The organism is Mammaliicoccus sp. H-M34 (assembly GCF_022386495.1).
GTDB classification, from domain to species: Bacteria; Bacillota; Bacilli; order Staphylococcales; family Staphylococcaceae; genus Mammaliicoccus; species Mammaliicoccus fleurettii.
In genome coordinates, this window is sequence record NZ_JAJNIK010000004.1 from 47,378 (window position 1) to 65,777 (window position 18,400).

At 31.9% G+C, this 18,400-nt stretch carries 21 protein-coding genes; 14 read left to right on the plus strand and 7 right to left on the minus strand.

Annotated features, from left to right (window positions below; genetic code table 11):
• The first annotated feature begins 48 nt into the window (after positions 1-48).
• Positions 49-1,260 (plus strand): sugar efflux transporter, encoded by a 1,212-nt coding sequence (locus LQ608_RS06525; protein WP_078357062.1) that lies wholly within the window; start codon positions 49-51, stop codon positions 1,258-1,260.
• A gap of 10 nt (positions 1,261-1,270) precedes the next feature.
• On the plus strand, positions 1,271-1,753 hold the full coding sequence (locus LQ608_RS06530) for a DUF456 domain-containing protein (protein ID WP_239750853.1): 483 nt from the start codon (positions 1,271-1,273) through the stop codon (positions 1,751-1,753).
• Between the two features lie 556 nt (positions 1,754-2,309).
• Here LQ608_RS06530 and LQ608_RS06535 read toward each other — a convergent pair.
• Positions 2,310-3,602, minus strand: coding sequence for a PTS sugar transporter subunit IIC (locus tag LQ608_RS06535; RefSeq protein WP_239750855.1), 1,293 nt, complete (start codon positions 3,600-3,602; stop codon positions 2,310-2,312).
• A gap of 111 nt (positions 3,603-3,713) precedes the next feature.
• On the opposite strand from LQ608_RS06535, the gene LQ608_RS06540 reads away from it, so the two are divergent.
• From LQ608_RS06540 to LQ608_RS06575, 8 genes are all read left to right on the plus strand, one after another.
• Complete coding sequence (locus tag LQ608_RS06540; RefSeq protein ID WP_239750856.1) at positions 3,714-4,811, plus strand: DUF871 domain-containing protein; 1,098 nt, start codon at positions 3,714-3,716, stop codon at positions 4,809-4,811.
• On the plus strand, positions 4,812-5,114 hold the full coding sequence (locus tag LQ608_RS06545) for a PTS sugar transporter subunit IIB (protein WP_239750857.1): 303 nt from the start codon (positions 4,812-4,814) through the stop codon (positions 5,112-5,114). It begins immediately after the preceding gene.
• A 9-nt stretch (positions 5,115-5,123) separates the two neighbouring features.
• Entirely contained in the window at positions 5,124-5,438 is a 315-nt protein-coding gene (locus LQ608_RS06550) for a PTS sugar transporter subunit IIA (protein ID WP_239750859.1), read from the plus strand.
• A gap of 64 nt (positions 5,439-5,502) precedes the next feature.
• Positions 5,503-6,366 (plus strand): SDR family NAD(P)-dependent oxidoreductase, encoded by an 864-nt coding sequence (locus LQ608_RS06555; RefSeq protein WP_239750860.1) that lies wholly within the window; start codon positions 5,503-5,505, stop codon positions 6,364-6,366.
• Positions 6,367-6,483: 117 nt separating this feature from the next.
• Positions 6,484-7,326: a formyltetrahydrofolate deformylase gene (gene purU, locus LQ608_RS06560; RefSeq protein WP_239750862.1), complete on the plus strand. Its 843-nt coding sequence runs from the start codon at positions 6,484-6,486 to the stop codon at positions 7,324-7,326.
• Between the two features lie 87 nt (positions 7,327-7,413).
• Positions 7,414-8,358 (plus strand): magnesium/cobalt transporter CorA, encoded by a 945-nt coding sequence (gene corA, locus LQ608_RS06565; protein WP_239750863.1) that lies wholly within the window; start codon positions 7,414-7,416, stop codon positions 8,356-8,358.
• Between the two features lie 55 nt (positions 8,359-8,413).
• Positions 8,414-9,283 (plus strand): fructokinase ScrK, encoded by an 870-nt coding sequence (gene scrK, locus LQ608_RS06570; protein ID WP_239750865.1) that lies wholly within the window; start codon positions 8,414-8,416, stop codon positions 9,281-9,283.
• 13 nt (positions 9,284-9,296) lie between these two features.
• A complete protein-coding gene (locus tag LQ608_RS06575; RefSeq protein ID WP_239750867.1) occupies positions 9,297-9,863 on the plus strand; it encodes a GNAT family N-acetyltransferase in 567 nt (188 codons plus the stop codon).
• On the opposite strand, the gene LQ608_RS06580 is transcribed toward LQ608_RS06575, so the two are convergent.
• Together LQ608_RS06580 and LQ608_RS06585 are read right to left on the minus strand one after the other, a co-directional pair.
• The gene (locus LQ608_RS06580) at positions 9,860-10,042 is read right to left on the minus strand and encodes a hypothetical protein (RefSeq protein ID WP_239750869.1); all 183 of its coding nucleotides are present in this window, start codon (positions 10,040-10,042) and stop codon (positions 9,860-9,862) included. The two genes, LQ608_RS06575 and LQ608_RS06580, sit on opposite strands and share 4 nt — an antisense overlap.
• Before the next feature lie 84 nt (positions 10,043-10,126).
• A complete protein-coding gene (locus LQ608_RS06585; protein WP_239750871.1) occupies positions 10,127-10,729 on the minus strand; it encodes a nitroreductase family protein in 603 nt (200 codons plus the stop codon).
• A gap of 191 nt (positions 10,730-10,920) precedes the next feature.
• Here LQ608_RS06585 and LQ608_RS06590 point away from each other — a divergent pair, with 191 nt between their 5' ends.
• The gene (locus LQ608_RS06590; protein ID WP_239750873.1) at positions 10,921-11,637 is read left to right on the plus strand and encodes a tyrosine-protein phosphatase; all 717 of its coding nucleotides are present in this window, start codon (positions 10,921-10,923) and stop codon (positions 11,635-11,637) included.
• Between the two features lie 47 nt (positions 11,638-11,684).
• On the opposite strand, the gene LQ608_RS06595 is transcribed toward LQ608_RS06590, so the two are convergent.
• On the minus strand, positions 11,685-12,878 hold the full coding sequence (locus tag LQ608_RS06595) for an MFS transporter (protein ID WP_239750875.1): 1,194 nt from the start codon (positions 12,876-12,878) through the stop codon (positions 11,685-11,687).
• A gap of 119 nt (positions 12,879-12,997) precedes the next feature.
• Here LQ608_RS06595 and LQ608_RS06600 point away from each other — a divergent pair, with 119 nt between their 5' ends.
• Positions 12,998-13,363, plus strand: a complete 366-nt coding sequence (locus LQ608_RS06600; protein WP_078357047.1) for a winged helix-turn-helix transcriptional regulator — start codon at positions 12,998-13,000, stop codon at positions 13,361-13,363.
• Between the two features lie 278 nt (positions 13,364-13,641).
• The gene (locus tag LQ608_RS06605; RefSeq protein WP_239750876.1) at positions 13,642-14,481 is read left to right on the plus strand and encodes a helix-turn-helix domain-containing protein; all 840 of its coding nucleotides are present in this window, start codon (positions 13,642-13,644) and stop codon (positions 14,479-14,481) included.
• A gap of 45 nt (positions 14,482-14,526) precedes the next feature.
• Here the strand turns inward: LQ608_RS06605 and LQ608_RS06610 are convergent, their stop codons facing one another.
• Together LQ608_RS06610 and LQ608_RS06615 are read right to left on the minus strand one after the other, a co-directional pair.
• The gene (locus tag LQ608_RS06610) at positions 14,527-14,940 is read right to left on the minus strand and encodes a hypothetical protein (protein WP_239750878.1); all 414 of its coding nucleotides are present in this window, start codon (positions 14,938-14,940) and stop codon (positions 14,527-14,529) included.
• A gap of 10 nt (positions 14,941-14,950) precedes the next feature.
• The gene (locus LQ608_RS06615) at positions 14,951-15,583 is read right to left on the minus strand and encodes a hypothetical protein (RefSeq protein WP_239750880.1); all 633 of its coding nucleotides are present in this window, start codon (positions 15,581-15,583) and stop codon (positions 14,951-14,953) included.
• Positions 15,584-15,752: 169 nt separating this feature from the next.
• Here LQ608_RS06615 and LQ608_RS06620 point away from each other — a divergent pair, with 169 nt between their 5' ends.
• On the plus strand, positions 15,753-17,060 hold the full coding sequence (locus LQ608_RS06620) for a Na+/H+ antiporter NhaC family protein (RefSeq protein ID WP_239750882.1): 1,308 nt from the start codon (positions 15,753-15,755) through the stop codon (positions 17,058-17,060).
• 67 nt (positions 17,061-17,127) lie between these two features.
• Here LQ608_RS06620 and LQ608_RS06625 read toward each other — a convergent pair whose 3' ends face one another.
• Entirely contained in the window at positions 17,128-18,363 is a 1,236-nt protein-coding gene (locus LQ608_RS06625) for an ammonium transporter (protein WP_239750884.1), read from the minus strand.
• Positions 18,364-18,400: the final 37 nt, after the last annotated feature.

An 18,400-nucleotide genomic window follows, 5' to 3' on the forward strand; every position in this document is an offset into this window, starting at 1 on the left:
AGCATTAAAGTACAAACATATAATAAAAATATAGGAAGTTGTGAATTCATGTTTTTGAAATTATTTCAAATAAAAAATTATAAGCTTTTTACAGTTAATATGGGCTTATTAGGAATGGCTATTGCTATTACGGTTCCTTTTTTAGTATTGTATGCGACTCAGCAATTAGGGATGTCTAAAGGACAGTACGGTTTATTAATGGCGCTTGCAGCTAGTGCATCATTTACTGTGAACTCTATTGTTGCAAGATTCTCTGATAGTGGAAAAATTAATCGTAAATATCTCATCATCACCGCTTTAATAATGGGGGCGTTATGTTTCTCGATTTATTTCTACATACATACTATATGGCTGTTCATCGCTTTATATGCGATGTTTCAAGGGCTTGCTGCACCTGCAATGCCTCAAATGTATGCCTCAGCACGTGAATCTATAAATGAATCTGCTTATAAAGATAGAAGTATATTTGCCAATACTGTTCTACGTTCTACATTTTCATTAGGGTTTTTATTTGGTCCATTAATCGGAACATTATTACTTAGCATATTTGGGTATGATGGTTTATTTGGTGGAACGATGACATTATTTTTAACAGTTTTAGTTTTATTAATTATTTTTTATAAAGAACCTAAGAAAATTATCAATAATGCGATTGGAAACTTTCCTGAAAAGAAAGCTCCAAACTTAGTAAAAGAACCTACATTATTGATACCATTTTTAGCATTTATTTTATTACATGTTGGACAATGGATGTATACCTTAAATATGCCTTTATATGTAACGGAATATTTGAAAGATGATGAATCGCATGTAGGGTATTTAGCAAGTCTATGTGCAGGTTTAGAAGTACCTTTCATGATTATATTAGGTATTATAGCAAGTAAATTTAAAACTAAGACACTACTTATGGTCGGAGCAATATTCGGATTCGGCTATTACTTTAGTATAGGTGTGTTTGATAGTTTCCAAGCAATGTTAATTGGTCAATTAGCATTAGCATTTTTCTTAGCAATTTTACTTGGATTAGGAATCAGTTATTTCCAAGACATTTTACCAGAGTTTCCTGGATATGCATCAACATTGTTTGCTAACGCTATGGTAATAGGTCAGCTAGGTGGAAATTTACTCGGTGGTGTGATGAGTGATATAGTAGGTCTAGGAAATGTGTTCTTCGTTTCAAGTTTATCAATAGGATTAGCATTTATATTATTAATTTTTACAGTAGAACATGTAACACATAATAACGTTAAAACAAGTTAGGAGTAAAATAATGACAGCAATAAGTTGGATATTAATTATACTAATGTTTGTAATTGCCTTTGTTGGTTTAATCAAACCAATTATTCCATCAGTACTATTTTTATGGGTAGGCTATTTTATATATCATTTTGCAATTGATTCAAGTAAATTATCGTGGGTCTTCTGGACTGTAATGGTAGTACTTACTATATTTATGATACTTTCAGATATCATAATGAATAGCTATTTCGTTAAGAAATTCGGTGGTTCTAAACTAGGAGAAACAATGGCAGCAGTCGGTGTAATAATAGGTTGTTTCGTGTTTCCACCATTTGGTATCATCATCGTACCTTTCGTATTAGTATTTGTTACTGAGATGATTCAAAAAAATGATATTTCAGCAGCTACGAATGCAAGTATCGGTTCATTACTTGGTTTCTTAACCAGTTCAATAGCCAAAGCCTTAATCATGCTCGTTATGGTTGTATGGTTCTTTATTGATATAATCTTTTAAAGAGATTCCCCCGATTCGTTGGAATGCCAACAAAACGGGGGATTTTTAATAGTTATATTTAAGTTGAAGGATTATTTTTAAGGGACAAAATTCTGAGAAATGTCCGTAAGAAGTGTTGTAAGGGACAAAATTCCGAGAAATGTCCGTAAGAGGTGTTGTAAGGGACAAAATTCCGAGAAAAGTCCGTAAGAGGTGCTGTAAAGGACAAAATTCCGAGAAAAGTCCGTAAGAGGTGCTGTAAGGGACATAATTCCGAGAAATGTCCGTAAGAAGTGTTGTAAGGGATAAAATTCCGAGTAATGTCCGTAAGAGGTAGTGTTAGGGACATAATTCAGAATTCTGCCAGTAAGAGCATTCTAAGGAGCAAAATTCGGAATTCTGCTAGTAAGAACAATCTAAGGAGCACAATTCAGAATTCTGCCAGTAAGAACAGTCTAAGGAGCACAATTCAGAATTCTGCCAGTAAGCACAATCTAAGAAACGCAAACTAAGAATCATACGTAAAGAACAGAGCAAACACCAGGATTTCAGGCGTTTGCTCTGTTCTTACTATTTACTATTTTTCCATATCATGTTCTATTTCTTCTTTAGTTTCTCCGCTTTCTTCTAGTACCATTTTGCGATCGTACATTTTGAAGAATGGAAAATAAATTATTACGGATACTGTTATATTAATTAGGACGAGTACGATTGCTCGCCAATCTCCTCCTGTTGCTAAGTATGCACCGATTGGAGCTGGCAGTGTCCATGGTGCCATTACGCTTGTTGCATTGACGAGTCCGAATAATGTTGCGAAATAAGTTATGACTGTTAAAACGATAGGGATTATGATAAATGGAATAACCATTATTGGGTTTAGTACTATTGGCAATCCAAATATTACGGGTTCGTTTATATTAAATAAAGATGGTATAGAAACGGCTTTACCAAATTTTTTCAAGAACTGAGATTTCGCAAATAATAATATACATATAACAAGTCCTAATGTTGCTCCTGCTCCTCCAATCCATACAAACCACTGGAAGAATGTTTCTGGTGCTATATGTGGTAATGGTTCTCCTGCTGCATGTGCTTCTGCGTTTTTAGCTAAATATACTTCCCATAACGGACGTTCAATCGTACCTACAATTGACATACCGTGAATACCAAATGCCCAAAAGAATGTTGTTAAGAATACTGGTACTAATACACCAGGTAATGTATCACCTGCAAATACGAGAGGTCCTACAATTTTATCTACAAGTGTATGTAAATCGAGTTGAAACACAACTGTAATCACACTCATTGCACCGAGTACGATGACTACTGGTATTAACGACTCAAAAGAGCGACTAACGGATGGCGGTACTTGTGGTGGCATTTTAATGGTGATGTTTTTATTTTTACACAATCTGTATGTTTCTACTGAGAAAATTGCTACAAACATTGCGACGAATAATCCATGGCCTCCTAAGTTGGTCATTGGTAAGACGAATCCTAATTCTTTATCCATTGTTGGCGCAATAGTTAATAAAAAAGCTGCTGTAGAAAGCTGTGCTGCTGACAATGGATCTAAATCATAGGATTTTGCGAGATTGTAACCTATCCCAAAGACAATGTATAAACTCATAATGAACATGGTCATTCTATAAGGAATTAAAATTTGTTCTGCATGTTCAGTTGCCCACTGAGTTACTGCCCATGATTCAGGTAACGGTGGAGTTGCAAATATTAAAAAGAATGAACCGAAAATAATGAATGGGAGTGCCGAAATAACCCCGTCACGTATAGCGAGTAAATGACGTTGATTCGAAAGCTTTGTCATTGGACCAGAAAGTTTTCCTTCTATCCAAGTAGCAAAGTTATTCATAAAATTCCCCCTTTGTTTGTAAGCGCTTCGATTTTGTTATAGTATAAACTAAATAGATTAAATATTCAAAATAATATAAAAATAAATATATTACGAATGGAAGTGATTTCTATGAGGCGTTTAGGTATATCTTTGTATCCTGGAAAATCTAAAGAATCTGAGGATTTAAATTATATTGATAAAGCACATGAGCATGGTTTTACACGAATTTTTACGAATTTATTGCAATTAACTGATGATAATAAATCGACTTTATTACCTATCATTGAAAAAACGATTCGTTATGCTAAAAGTTTAGACTTTGAAATATTTATAGATGTAGCACCAAGAACTTTTAAAGTCCTCGGTATTGAACCTAATGACTTATCTTTTTTTAATGATCTAGGTGTTGATGGAATAAGGCTTGATGAAGGTGTAGGCGCAAAATTAACAAGTGATATGACGTATAATCCATATGACATAATGGTTGAATTGAACATGAGTGTCATGAATCACTATATAGATAATGTAATGGACTTTGAACCAAATCGAGCTCATTTAGTAGGATGCCATAATTTTTATCCTCATCGATATGCTGGTATATCGGAAGCATTCTTTCTTGAAGGTAGTAAAAAATTCAAAAAATATGGTCTTAGAACAGCAGCATTCGTTTCAAGTGAAGAAGCTGACTTTGGACCATGGCCAGTTACAGAAGGATTGCCAACTTTAGAAGAACATAGAGGAATCCCCATTTCTACACAAGCACAATACTTATGGGCAACTGATCTCATTGATGATGTGATTATAAGTAATTGTTATCCATCAGAAGAAGAATTAAAAAGACTGAGTTATTTAAAAAACGAAGCAATCACGTTTGATGTAAAGTTATTTGATGATATTACGGAATTAGAAAGAAAAATAGTTATCGAAGAACCACATTTTTATAGAGGTGATGTAAGTGACTATATGATTCGTTCAACTCAAAGTCGTGTGAAATATAAAGCAGAATCATTTCCTGTTCATCATACAACTGCTATTAAAAGAGGTGACATCTTAATAGATAACGAAGAATATGGACAATATAAAGGTGAGCTACAAATTGCTTTAAAGCCTATGATAAATACAGGTAAAGTAAATGTAATTGGGAGAATTGCACCTCATGATTTACAATTGCTCAATTATTTGAAACCATGGGCGTTCTTTAAATTTAATAATCAGGAGATGAAATAAATGAAAAAAATATTATTAGTTTGTTCAGCAGGTATGTCGACAAGTATGTTAGTGAAAAAGATGCAAGAGGCAGCAGAAAATGAAGGTAAAGATTATGAAGTCAAAGCTTTAGCCTTATCTGAAGCGGAAACAAAGGTTGATGATGTAGATGTTATTCTACTTGGACCACAAGTGAGATTTCAAAAGGCACAAGTTGAAAAAGTAGCTAATGGTAAAGTGCCGGTAGACGTTATAGATATGCAACAATATGGCATGATGGATGGAGAGCGTGTCTTAAAACATGCTGAAAGCCTAATGAAGTAAGGTGATATTATGGAAAAATACGAACAAATTGCTTTTAAAATCATAACTAATGTTGGTATGGCAAAGAGTAGTTATATGCAAGCAATTAATGAAGCTAAATCTGGAAAATTTAAAGAATCCGAAGATTTAATTAGTGAAGGTAATCAATTTTTAATTGATGGTCATAAAGTGCATAAAGATTTAATACAAGCAGAAGCTAGTGGTGAAACAGTACCGATGACGCTCTTATTAATGCATGCTGAAGATCAGCTTATTTCAACTGAAATTATTAAAGAAATGGCAAAAGAATTAATATATGTACATCAAAATTATGTAAAAAAATAAATGTCATAGTTAAAATATATATTTCAGGGTAAAAGAACGGTAATAAATTAAAGGAGTATATACAATGGCGAATAGAATACTAGCAATTACAGGTCCAACATCAGGAATAGGTGAATCAACAGTTAAAGAGTTAGCCAATGACTATGACATTATTATTTTATTGTGTAGAAATATAGACAAAGGTGAACATTTAAAATCACTTTTAATAGCAGAACATAAAAAAATAACTGTAGAAGTAATAAAATGTGACTTATCTAATTTAGCCAATGTAATGAAAGCCGCTACTCAAATACTAGATCAATATCCATATATTGATTGTTTAATTAATAATGCAGGTGTCGTTTCATTAACAAGACAAAAAACTGTAGATGGTTTTGAATTAATGTTTGGTACAAATTATTTAGGTCACTTTTTATTAACACATATTTTATTTGAATCTATAATGAGAAGCCATGATAAACAAATTATAATTGTATCTTCTGGGGCATATAAATATGCTCATATAGGACATCATAATTTCAAATATCCATTGAGATTTAATCCGATTAAATCTTATAGCAGATCTAAGCTAGCTACATTGTATTTCATGCAAGAATTATACGAGCAGTTTCATCATCGTGGATTGAATGTAACAGCTGTCCATCCAGGCGCTGTCTCCACCAACTTAGGAAAAACTAAATATAATCATAAATTTGGAGATTTAATTTATAAAATGTTTGACTCTATGTTTATTTCACCTAGAGAAGGTGCAATGTCTACAATTAAAGTAACGAAAGATAAATCTTTATTTAATGGAGCATATGTATATGAAGGAAAAGTCACTGAATTAGAAAATCAAGGGCTTAATTATTATGACCGTAAAAGATTAATTAGAGAGACTTTAGAAGCATTGCAATTAGACCAATTTATGTATTTGAGCACAAATTAATAGTGAATGCGTTTACATTGAATATATGCTACTCAATTCATTGTTTTATTGCAAATTAAATTTTATAATAGTTGTTATTGTTAGAATATTTCCAATATTAATAAAGGGATGAGATACATGAGTAAGCATTATATTTTATTAGCGGATTGCAAAGATGAAATTGGTATTACATCACTAATATCAACAATTATAAAAGAAACAAATTCAAATATATTTCATTTAGATCATTATACTGATGTTCAAGAAAATGAGAATCACTTATATCTACGCATTGAATTTGATAAAAATGATGAAGTGAAATCAATTTTAGAAAAAGAACTAACAACAAGAAATATTAATTTTCAAATTTTTGACGCTGAAGAAAAAGTAAAAACGGCAGTATTAGTTTCTAAAGAAGATCATGCGTTAAGTGAAATTATATTACGCGCAAATCGTCAAGAATTCCCAATAGAAATAAGCTGTGTTATTAGTAATCATGAAAATAACCGTAAATTTGTAGAAGATATGGGAATACCTTTCCACCATGTAAAAGTGACTAAAGAAACAAAACGTGAAAGTGAAGATGAAATTTCGAGAATATGTGATGGTTATGGAGTGGATTTACTCGTACTAGCTAAGTATATGCAGATTTTATCAGAAGTCTTTGTTGAAAGGCATCATCTAAAAATTATTAATATTCACCATTCATTCTTGCCATCATTTATTGGTGCAAATCCTTATAAACAGGCTTATACAAGAGGTGTCAAATTAATAGGAGCTACAAGTCATTATGTTACAGAAGATTTAGATGCTGGTCCAATCATTGAACAAGATGTTGTAAGAGTTAATCATCGATATTCAGCACAAGACATGAAAAATACTGGTAGACATGTGGAGTCTCAAGTATTAGCAAGAGCAGTACAGTGGCATTGTGAACACAAAGTGATTGTAAACGGAAATAAAACAGTCGTATTTACCTAAATACTTGTTAGCAGTGAGTATATTTGCTCACTGCTTTTTAAATTGTATAATATAGATAAAAGTAAAATGAAAATTGGTGTGAATATAATGATTAAAACTTATTATTGCAATTCAAATAATGAACTAAAAGAAACGACATCACCAAAAGATATTGCAGAAGACAAAAAATGGTTATGGGTTGATTTAAACGAACCTACAGAAGAAGAGGCAAAAGTATTAGTAGATTATTTTGATTTTCATGAATTATCTATTGAAGATGCTACGCTTGTTCAACAAAGACCCAAATTCAAACAATATGATGATTATCAATTTGTTGTGTTCCATGCGTTAGATTTAAAAACACTTGAAGCTGAAGAAGTTGATATTTTTATTGGCGATGATTTTATTGTGACTTATCATAAAGAGCGCTTTGAAGAAATAGATACTGTTAAAATAAAGTTGTTTAATCAAACAATCAATTTGGAAGAGCCAAAAGATATTTTGTTAAATTTGCTAGATGATATAGTAGATAATTATTTCCCATTTATTTACGATATTGAAGATAAAGTATTTAATTTTGAAGATCGTCATAATATAGATATTTCAACGAAGTCTTTAATAGATGATACTTTTGATTTAAGGCAAGAGTTGTTAATTATTAAACGAACTGTTCAACCAATGAGAGATTTAGTATATCGAATGAGAGAAGGGAAAGTATTACATCTAAATGAACAGCAATTTCTATATATTACACATATTAATGATCATCTTATCAAGCAAATGGAAATGGTTGATTCTTCGAGAGAAATGACGAGTGACATACGTGATAATTACATTTCTCTAAACTCATTTAAAATGAACAATATTATGAAAATCTTAACGATATATTCAGTAGTATTTATGCCTTTAACTTTGATTGCAGGGATATACGGAATGAACTTTACAAATATGCCTGAGCTTAGTTGGCACGACGGATATTATATCATTCTAATTATTATGGTCATCATTGCGTTTATAATGTTAACTGTTTTTAAAAGAAAGAAATGGTTTTAGGTATAGATGTTAAGTTGAGTTAAAAAAATATAATCATAGAAAGTGAGTGGGATTATTGAAACTTTATGGAGCGATTGAAGCAGGGGGAACAAAATTTGTATGTGCAGTAGGTGATGATAACTTAACTGTTATAGAAAGTGTTTCTATACCAACTACGGAACCAACTGAAACGATGCCAAAAGTTATAGAATTCTTTAAAGAGCATGACATTATAAGTATTGGTATTGGTTCATTTGGTCCAATAGATATTAATAAAGAATCTGATACATATGGTTATATAACTTCCACACCAAAGACAGCATGGAAAAATTTTGATTTCATTGGGGCTATTAAAGAGCATTTTGATATTCCGGTCGCTTTTACAACTGATGTAAACACTTCATTATATGGTGAGTTTAAAAAAGGTATCGCAAAAGATATTAATTCAGCAGTATATTATACAGTTGGTACAGGTATCGGTGGAGGAGCTATGGTCGGTGGTAAATTTGTTCAAGGGTATAGTCATCCAGAGATGGGACATATGACGGTAAAGATACATGAAGATGACCAAAGCTTTGAAGGTAAATGTCCATTTCATGGTAACTGTTTAGAAGGGGTTGCATCAGGACCTGCTATTGAAAAAAGAGCTGGTATATCAGCGAAAGAGATTAAAGAAGATTCGAAAGATTGGGATATAGTAGCTTATTATATTGCTCAGGCAGCATTGAATACAACGTTAATGTTATCACCAGAAAAAATCATTTTTGGTGGAGGCGTAATGCATCAAAATCATTTGTTGAGTAAAATTCATAAGCAATTTGAGTTATTAAATAATGACTATATTGCACTTCCACCAGTAGAAGAGTACATCGTTACTCCAAGTTTGAATGATGAACAAGGAATAATTGGCTGTTTAGCTTTAGCACAAAATGAAAATAAAGCATAAGAAGGTGTGAATTATGGAATTATTAGTAACTTTAGGTGAGAATCAAACATTAGAAACAGACAGACTTATACTGAGACCTGTAAGTTTAGATGATACAGAATCACTTTATGAATATTCATCTAATATAGAAAATACTTCTCATGTATTTCCAACCCATTTGTCAAAAGAAGAAACAAAAGAAGTCATCGCAAATTACTATTTGAAATCACCATTAGGCAAATATGGAATAGTCTTAAAAGAAGAACATAAATTAATTGGCACAATAGATTTAAGAGTAGATACAGAACATAAAAAAGGTGAGATAGGATATGTGCTCAATTTAAATTATTCTAAAAATGGCTATATGACAGAAGCGGGATTAGAGATATTGTCATTGGCGTTTGATAAGTTAAAATTAAACCAAGTAAATGCAATGCATAGCACTATTAATCCTAAATCTGGACAAGTTATGGAAAGATTAGGAATGAAAAAAATTGGTGTTATGCCAAAAAATAGAATTCATAAAGAAAAAGTTGTAGATGATGCTATTTATGTTATAACGAATGATGAATATATAGAAATGAAAAAAGCAGCTAATTAAGCTGCTTTTTTCATTTTAGTTAGTGCCTTTAGCCCATATGCAAATATACCATAACCAATTAAAGAGCTAGGTAACCATCTCTTTGTTAAAGAGATGTTCTTATTCTTATTGATCAATATATAAGGTACTAACGTTGATATTAAGTAAAGTACTAGAACTTTTTGATAACGTTTGTTCATCTTAAACACCTCACTTCATTACCTATATTATAATCTTTTTTTGAGGTGTAGTATTATCATATTATTACAAAATTAGTACATTCTTTATTCAAATTTTGCAAATGATGAAGCTGGTAAGCGTGATGCTCTATCATTTGTCATTTCACCTTTACCAATTGAAATAAGCATAGCGGGTACTAAGTTATCGTCAATATTAAATGCGTCAATTACAGATTGTTTGTCAAAGCCAATCATAGGGCAAGTTGCATAACCAGCATCCTCACTGACTAGCATTAAACTCATCGCAAATAATGATGCGCCACGTACAGCTTCGTCTCTTTTATTGAGATCACTTTCAAAGAATCGATTCACGCTTTCGATTAAGCCTTCTCTTTTATTAGCTGGAATATGTTCGTGTTCAATCCAGTCATCAGCTATATCTCCAATTGTTTCATGTGCATTTATATCACCTAAAATGATAAATGTTGCACTTGCTTCTCTTATTTTAACTTGTTTGTTAGCTGCGTTATATAACTTTTCTTTAGCTTCATCAGTGTCAGCTACTATTACTTTCCACTGTTGTAAGTTCCAAGCAGATGGTGATAGTGCTGCTTTGTCTAATAAATCATAAATTGTTTCTCTATCTAAATCATATTGCTCATAAGATTTTACTGACCGTCTTCTTTCAAGTGCTTTGGTTAATTCCATTATTTTCCCACTCCTTATATTTCGATATTTTTATGTTCATATAAAAAAGGAATAATTACAAATTTTCTGCTTATTTGAAATATAAAATTGGAGGCTTATTAATATAATTTATAAACAGTTATTTGTTACAATATAAGTAATAAGAAAACTTATTGATATTTGATAGTTCAATGACTAAAGGAGCGATGCACATGATTGATATTCATAATCATTTATTATATGGATTAGATGATGGTCCAATTGATGCAGAAAGCATGCTTGAATTAGCACGAGAAGCCGAAAAAATTGGGATTACTGATATTGTAGCAACACCTCATTATATAGAACATCGTTTTAAAAATAGTGCGGACATAGTTAAAGCAAGAACTGAAGAAGTACAATCGTTATTAAAAGAACATCATATTAATATAAAAGTGTATCCAAGCCAAGAAATTCATATGTTTGGAAATGAGTTAGCAGGATTGGAATCAGGAGAATTGTTACCTATAACCGAAGGATCAAGATATGTATTAATTGAATTTCCATTCTTTACAGTTCCAGACTTTGCGAATAACACTTTTGACCAATTATTCGATGCAGGATATCGTCCTTTATTAGCTCATCCAGAACGTATCATTCCTATACAAGATAAACCTCAAATTTTATTTGATTTAATTAAAAGAGGTGCTCTTTGTCAAGTAACTGCTGGTTCATTAGTAGGTAAATATGGTGAAGATGCAAAAAGAGTTGCTGATTATTTATTGAATCAAGAAAGTATTCATATTGTTGGAAGTGACGCACATAATACATCTAACAGAAATTTTCATATAAAAGAAGCATATGATTATATTGAAGAAACTAAAGGAATTGACACAGTTAATCAAATGAAAGATAATGCTCAAAAAATACTAAATAATGATGAAATATAAAAGATGAAGGATGGGACAAATTAATTGTCTCATCCTTCTTGTTATTATTAACACGTTGTTTGCAGTGGTTCAGAAGTTTCATTTCTATTAACGACAAACATTAATATGCTTGCCATAATAACCATGATAAAACCAAAATATGGTGTGAACGATAATGAAATATGATTTAATATAAAACCACCAATAACTGATCCAAGTGTTATACCAATATTAAAAGCAGATATATTTAGACTAGATGCAAAGTTGACTGTTTCTTTACTATTTCTCTCTGCGAATAATACGACGATAAGTTGGAGACCAGGTACATTCATAAATGCAAATAGGCCCATTAATAAAATACTTACTAATCCTACTACATGAAAATGTAACGTAAGTCCTACCAGTAATAAAGTTAAAGCTTGTAGTAAGAAAATGATCGTTAATGATTTTGTAGGAGCGTGATTTGTAAGTTTTCCTCCTAAAGTATTACCAATCGCAACCATTACACCATATAATATCAAAATCGTAACGATACTGTTTGATTCATAGCCTAAAATATGAGTAAGAATCTCAGTTAAATATGTGTAGACTACAAACGTACCTCCATAACCGAGGGCAGTTATTAAATATATTGTCATAAGGGGTTTGTTTTTTAAGACTGCAAGTTGCTTAACAATTGGTGCTTGTTTGTATTCAGTTAAATTTTTAGGAACAAATGCTATATTGGCAATAAGACTAATAATACCTATTATAGCAATTGTGTAAAATGACATTTCATATCCGAAATGTTGACCAACCCATGTACCAAATGGAACGCCAGTTATAGTAGCAACTGTTAAACCAGTGAACATAAGTGCAATTGCGCTAGAACGTTTATGTGGTGGCACTAAATCTGCAGCAATAGTTGTGGCAATTGACATAAACACACCATGAGAAAAAGCACTGAGCACTCTCATTAATAATAATAAAGTGAATGAAGTAGCCATCCCTGCGAATATGTTAGCAATTATAAAGATGACCATTATAAGAATGAGCACAGTCTTTCTTTTCATGTTATTTGTTAAAGGTGTCAAAATAGGTGCACCTACAGTAACACCAATTGCATATAAAGATACAGTTAATCCTGCGAGAGGAATTGTGATATTAAAAGCATCTTTGATTAATGGTAATAAGCCAACGCTGATGAATTCTGTTGAACCGATGGCGAAAGCAGATATAGCTAGTGAAATAAGTGCAAGTTGATTAGAAAATTTATTTTTCAATTTGATAGTTCCTTCCTTTGTTATAAGATATGTGTTATTTTAAAACGTAACAATACAAATAGGAAGTACGCACTTTAAAGTCATATAGGTACCAAAAAGTACCTTAAGGAGGAAATGTAATGGAAGTAACAGAATATAATATAGGTGTAGAAGCAACAATAGACGTGATTGGTGGTAAATGGAAACCTGTTATCCTTTGTCATTTAAAGCATGGAACAATGAGAACATCAGAACTAAAAAAAGCTATTCCACACATTACACAAAAAATGCTAACGCAACAATTAAGAGAATTAGAGAAAGACGGAATTATTAATCGAATTGTATATCAACAAGTGCCTCCGAAAGTAGAATATGAAATATCTGATTACGGTAGTTCCTTAAATGAACTATTAGAAAACCTATGTAAGTGGGGAGAATTTCACATTAAAAAAAGACAAGAAGATGGTGAGTTAATACAGCTTGAAACAGCAGAATTTGTTGATTAAGCTTAATACTTCTAAATTTAGATAGCTGTTTAAAGAGAAAATACGGTCTTCGTATAAGGATAAAATAATTGTATTTTCACACAATGAGCCTTAAAATAAAGAAGAGAATTATAACATGACATGAATTATTTCTAATACAAGTTAATATGTGCCCTTAGGTGCTTAAATGATATATTTGGTGGGACAAATATATCATTTAATGACGACACTTGAAGATATAGATGTATTAGATAATATAAATATGTTAATTCGATAAAAGAATTTGGGGAGCGCTATTTATGAAATTAGGAGAACGTGTAAAACAAAGGAGAATAGATTTAAAGCTTTCTCAACAAGCATTAGCTAAGGGAATCGCCACACAAAGTCAAATTTCTAAAATTGAAAAGAATGAATTGCAACCGGGATCGCAACTCCTTTTTAATATTTCTAGAAGACTAAATTGTAGTATGGATTTCTTGTATGTAGGTGATGAATTAGACACACAACTAGAACAAAAATTAAAAGTCATAGAACGATTGTTAGAAGATCGTGATTATGATGCTTTAATTCCTATTATTGATGGTAATTATTTATCTAATGGATCTGTTGATGAAATCGCAGCATCTAAGTGGGTAAGGTCAATTATAGGTTACTATAAATATGGTGAAGTAGAACAATCACTTCAGATGATTGAAGAAGCATATCAATTAATAGATAGTAATATGTATGTGAAATTGCAAGTGTCTATCTGTAATACGAGAGCAGTCTTTTATTATAGTCAAAATGAAAATGAAAAAGCGAAATCTTCATTAGAACAAGGATTAGAAATTGCTAAACGTTTAAATGTAGATGATAGTTATCAAATTAAACTACTATATACATTATCAAATATTTATTCTAGCGAAAGAGCATATGATAGGTGTTTAGCATATGCACAAACTGCCTTAGATATTACAATTAATTCAAGTAGATATAAGTTATATAGTGAGCTAATATATAACATCGTGCATTCAAAAATAGAAATGAAGATCAGTAATGACAGTGATAAAAAACAATTAGAAGTCGCACTATTTTTAAGTGAACAGTCTAAAAAACATAACATTACAATTTTAATTAGAGATTTAATGAAAGTACTTTAATTAATTAAGAGGTTGAGGCAAATTAATTGTCTCAACCTCTTATTATTATATTGTCAGTAATAATATCGAATGATTTGGGTAAAAACGCACGATATCTCTGGAGTCTTCGTGCGATTCGCCTGGATTTGAGCAAAAACGCACGATATCTCTGGAGTCTTCGTGCGATTCGCCTGGATTTGAGCAAAAACGCACGATATCTTTGGGGTCTTCGTGCGATTCGCCTGGATTTGAGCAAAAACGCACGATATCCCTGGAGTCTTCGTGCGATTCGCTTGGATTTGAGCAAAAACGCACGATATCTTTGGAGTCTTCGTGCGATTCGCTTGGATTTGAGCAAAAACGCACGATATCTCTGGAGTCTTCGTGCGATTCGCCTGGATTTGGGTAAAAACGCACGATATCCCTGGAGTCTTCGTGCGATTCGAGTAGATTTGAGCAAATATTGAAAGTAGTGTCCATATAGCTCTATTTATGAATATCTTTTTAGTATTTCTGAATGTTCGTTTTCAGTAAATAATTTAATTATAGAGTCAGTTTGTAATTGCTCATTTAGTTTATTTTCTAAATTTTGAATGGCCTTGTATTTATTATTATTTGTATATGGATATGTATAGTTTAATTTGTTCATGATATGTGAGGTAACTGCCTCTTCTAAAATAGAATTTTCCGATGTTGAATTTAATTGCCTTACAAGTAACTTTGTAAAATAGTATGCGATTATGTCATATAGATCATCATAATGTTCGCACAATGACTCTATGAAAAAGTATATATGGGGTGTGTCTTCAATTTTAAGAAAACCGTCTTTTCTGTAAGCACCAATTAAAAAATATACATCGGGTCTTAAATAAGTATTAAATTGTTTGAGTATTTGTAGTCTAACTTCAAAAATAATATGAACTAATTTGGTGTTTATTTTCAAAATTTGAGCAGTATCTGTTTCTAACTTGGATAAAGTTGTTGATATGTCATCCTCTAAAAATATTAAATTTTCTTCGGCATGTTGAAATTCAGAGCGATATTTTGCGTAATATGTTTTAAGTGAAGTATCGGTTAAATGAAAGTTATTAAAAAAATCATTTATTGTATTACTAATAATCATAATATTACCCCTTAATTTCTTCTTTTTCTTATTATACGTTATATTACCTAATTTTTATTATTTAATCATTCAAGGATTGATAAATGCTTATTACGAAATTTATATTTGACGAGAACAAAATTGTCCTGTAACCTTTTAAAGTATTCAAGATATAAATAAGGAGATAACAATGGAACAAATAGATAAAAAAGGGTCTTTCATAGCTTTATTACCGTTAATCGTGTTTGTGACACTTTTCATTGGTACAGGATTAATTAAGCATGACTTTAATTTCTTACCACTAAATGTAGCTATACTTATTGCGGCAGTGTTTGCATGTGCAATGTATCCAAAGACACCTTTAGCAAAAAAACTAGATATTTTTACAAAAGGTGCTGGACATCCTAATATTTTATTAATGGTGTTTGTATTCTTAATGGCAGGTGCTTTCAGTGAAACTGCTAAAAGTATGGGTGCTGTTAGTTCAACAGTTAATTTAGGATTATCATTAATACCTGGTCAGTTTTTATTAGCAGGATTATTTATAGTAGGTGCTTTTATTTCTGTAGCAATGGGTACTTCAATGGGTACTGTAGCTGCACTAGCCCCTGTGGGAGTCGGCATATCTGAAGCAACTGATATTTCGCTAGCTTTAACAATAGCAACTGTAGTAGGTGGGGCAATGTTTGGTGATAACTTGTCTATGATTTCTGACACTACAATAGCTTCTGTAAGAACACAAAAAACAAAAATGAGCGATAAATTTAAGATGAACTTCTTAATTGTATTACCAGGTGCAATTTTGACAGTGGTTATTTTATGGTTTATGACTAAAGATGCAGGGATGGCGGATGCTAGTCAAGGCAGTTACAATTTAGTCAAAGTTATACCATATTTATTTGTACTAATTAGTGCATTGTTTGGAATGAATGTTCTCTTGGTATTAGTGCTAGGTGTAATCGTTGCAAGTTTAATTGGTCTAATTGATGGATCGTTTACTTTAGGCGATAACTTAAAAGCAATATCTGATGGATTAATTGGTATGCAAGATATCTCAATGATCGCACTTCTAATTGGTGGTATGATTGGTTTGATTGAATATCACGGTGGTATAAAATGGTTGTTAAATGTTGTTACAAAACGAGTGAATTCTAAACGTGGTGCAGAGTTTGGAATAGCTGGTTTAGTAAGTGTTACAAATTTAGCAACAGCTAATAACACAATATCTATCATTACGACTGGTCCATTAGCAAAAGAAATAGCAGACGATTTTCAAATTGATCGAAGAAAGTCTGCAAGTATTCTAGATATATTTGCAAGTACGATACAAGGTATTATTCCATATGGAGCACAAGTACTAGCTGCTACTAGTGTAGCAGGTATTTCGACAGTATCATTATTACCATATTCATTTTACCCATATTTACTAGGAATATGTGGTATCGTATCTATATTGATAGGATATCCAAGAAATAAAAAGCTCAAAGCAGATCATTAGAACGCAAGTTGAATATGTAAAAACAATACGCCCCTAATCCAAAATAATTGGATTAGGGGCGTATTGTTTAGGCTCTTTTTTCTTTAAGTTCATATCGATAAGCAGTTTCGCCATGGAAAGCTACATCTAAGCCTTCTAGTTCTGCTTTTTCATCTGTTCTTAAAGTTGTAAAGATACTTATTGCTTTAGCTATAATATATGTGACAACTCCACTGAATGCAATCGTTACAATTACAGCTACTAGTTGCACTATTACTGGCATAAATCCGCCACCGAAGAAAACACCGTCAGAGATACTTGAATTTACATTTGAATTTTGAAATAATCCAGTTCCTATTGCACCGACAATTCCACCAAAACCGTGTAATCCAAATGCATCTAATGCATCATCGTAATTAAGTAATACTTTTAAATGTGTTATAACGTAGTAACATACAAATCCACCTAATATCCCTAGTATCATTGAACTACCATATCCAACAAATCCAGCTGCTGGTGTGATTGTGACAAGCCCTGCTAACATTCCTGATAAAGTACCAATTAAAGTCACTTTTTTCTTTTGCATATATTCCAAAATAGACCAACCGGCTATGCCAGCACAAGAAGCTAAAATCGTATTTACAAAAGCTAACATAGCAACTGAATCAAATGTTAGCGCAGAACCCGTATTAAAACCGAACCACCCAAACCATACTAGTATACCGCCGATTAGCGTGATAACTAAATTATGTGGAGGCTTTTTGTTACTAGGTTTTCTAGAACCAAGTAATAGGGCAAGAACAAGGCCAGATACACCAGATGAAATATGGACGACTGTACCGCCAGCAAAATCTATCGCACCTAATTTATGAATCCAGCCGCCTCCCCAAACCCAGTGTGCTACAGGACTGTAGACTAATAATACCCATAAAGCCATGAATATTAAAAAAGGACCAAATTTCATTCTTTCTGCAACTGATCCTGTAAGAATGGATACCGCAATCGTACAAAATGTTAATTGGAAAAGCATAAATAAGGCAAATGGTATGGTTTCACTAAAATTACCGTTTGGTGCAAAACCTACACCATTTAGGAATACATGGGAGAAATCACCTATAAATAAGTTGTTTCCTCCGAAACTCATTGAAAATCCAATTAATGCCCAAGTGAATGTAACAACTACAATTGCTGAAATACTATGCATCGAAGTATTTAATACATTTTTTGATTGAACTAATCCTCCATAGAATAGTGCTAAACCAGGTGTCATTAACCAAACTAATAAAGTACATCCAAATAATAACAGTGTATCTGTCTGACTCATCTTCCATCATCTCCTTATTTTTTAAAAGTATAAAATA

Bases quoted from the DNA above. Each gene is read 5' to 3' on its own strand.
- LQ608_RS06580 (WP_239750869.1), bottom strand. From the start codon at position 10,042: ATGAACAAACGTTATCAAAAAGTTCTAGTACTTTACTTAATATCAACG.
- LQ608_RS06625 (WP_239750884.1), bottom strand. From the start codon at position 18,363: ATGAGTCAGACAGATACACTGTTATTATTTGGATGTACTTTATTAGTT.
- LQ608_RS06545 (WP_239750857.1), top strand. From the start codon at position 4,812: ATGAAAAAAATATTATTAGTTTGTTCAGCAGGTATGTCGACAAGTATG.
- LQ608_RS06590 (WP_239750873.1), top strand. From the start codon at position 10,921: ATGATTGATATTCATAATCATTTATTATATGGATTAGATGATGGTCCA.
- LQ608_RS06540 (WP_239750856.1), top strand. From the start codon at position 3,714: ATGAGGCGTTTAGGTATATCTTTGTATCCTGGAAAATCTAAAGAATCT.
- purU (WP_239750862.1), top strand. From the start codon at position 6,484: ATGAGTAAGCATTATATTTTATTAGCGGATTGCAAAGATGAAATTGGT.
- LQ608_RS06605 (WP_239750876.1), top strand. From the start codon at position 13,642: ATGAAATTAGGAGAACGTGTAAAACAAAGGAGAATAGATTTAAAGCTT.
- LQ608_RS06610 (WP_239750878.1), bottom strand. From the start codon at position 14,940: ATGGACACTACTTTCAATATTTGCTCAAATCTACTCGAATCGCACGAA.
- LQ608_RS06575 (WP_239750867.1), top strand. From the start codon at position 9,297: ATGGAATTATTAGTAACTTTAGGTGAGAATCAAACATTAGAAACAGAC.
- LQ608_RS06615 (WP_239750880.1), bottom strand. From the start codon at position 15,583: ATGATTATTAGTAATACAATAAATGATTTTTTTAATAACTTTCATTTA.
- LQ608_RS06600 (WP_078357047.1), top strand. From the start codon at position 12,998: ATGGAAGTAACAGAATATAATATAGGTGTAGAAGCAACAATAGACGTG.
- LQ608_RS06620 (WP_239750882.1), top strand. From the start codon at position 15,753: ATGGAACAAATAGATAAAAAAGGGTCTTTCATAGCTTTATTACCGTTA.
- LQ608_RS06555 (WP_239750860.1), top strand. From the start codon at position 5,503: ATGGCGAATAGAATACTAGCAATTACAGGTCCAACATCAGGAATAGGT.
- LQ608_RS06535 (WP_239750855.1), bottom strand. From the start codon at position 3,602: ATGAATAACTTTGCTACTTGGATAGAAGGAAAACTTTCTGGTCCAATG.
- LQ608_RS06525 (WP_078357062.1), top strand. From the start codon at position 49: ATGTTTTTGAAATTATTTCAAATAAAAAATTATAAGCTTTTTACAGTT.
- LQ608_RS06585 (WP_239750871.1), bottom strand. From the start codon at position 10,729: ATGGAATTAACCAAAGCACTTGAAAGAAGACGGTCAGTAAAATCTTAT.
- corA (WP_239750863.1), top strand. From the start codon at position 7,414: ATGATTAAAACTTATTATTGCAATTCAAATAATGAACTAAAAGAAACG.
- LQ608_RS06530 (WP_239750853.1), top strand. From the start codon at position 1,271: ATGACAGCAATAAGTTGGATATTAATTATACTAATGTTTGTAATTGCC.
- LQ608_RS06550 (WP_239750859.1), top strand. From the start codon at position 5,124: ATGGAAAAATACGAACAAATTGCTTTTAAAATCATAACTAATGTTGGT.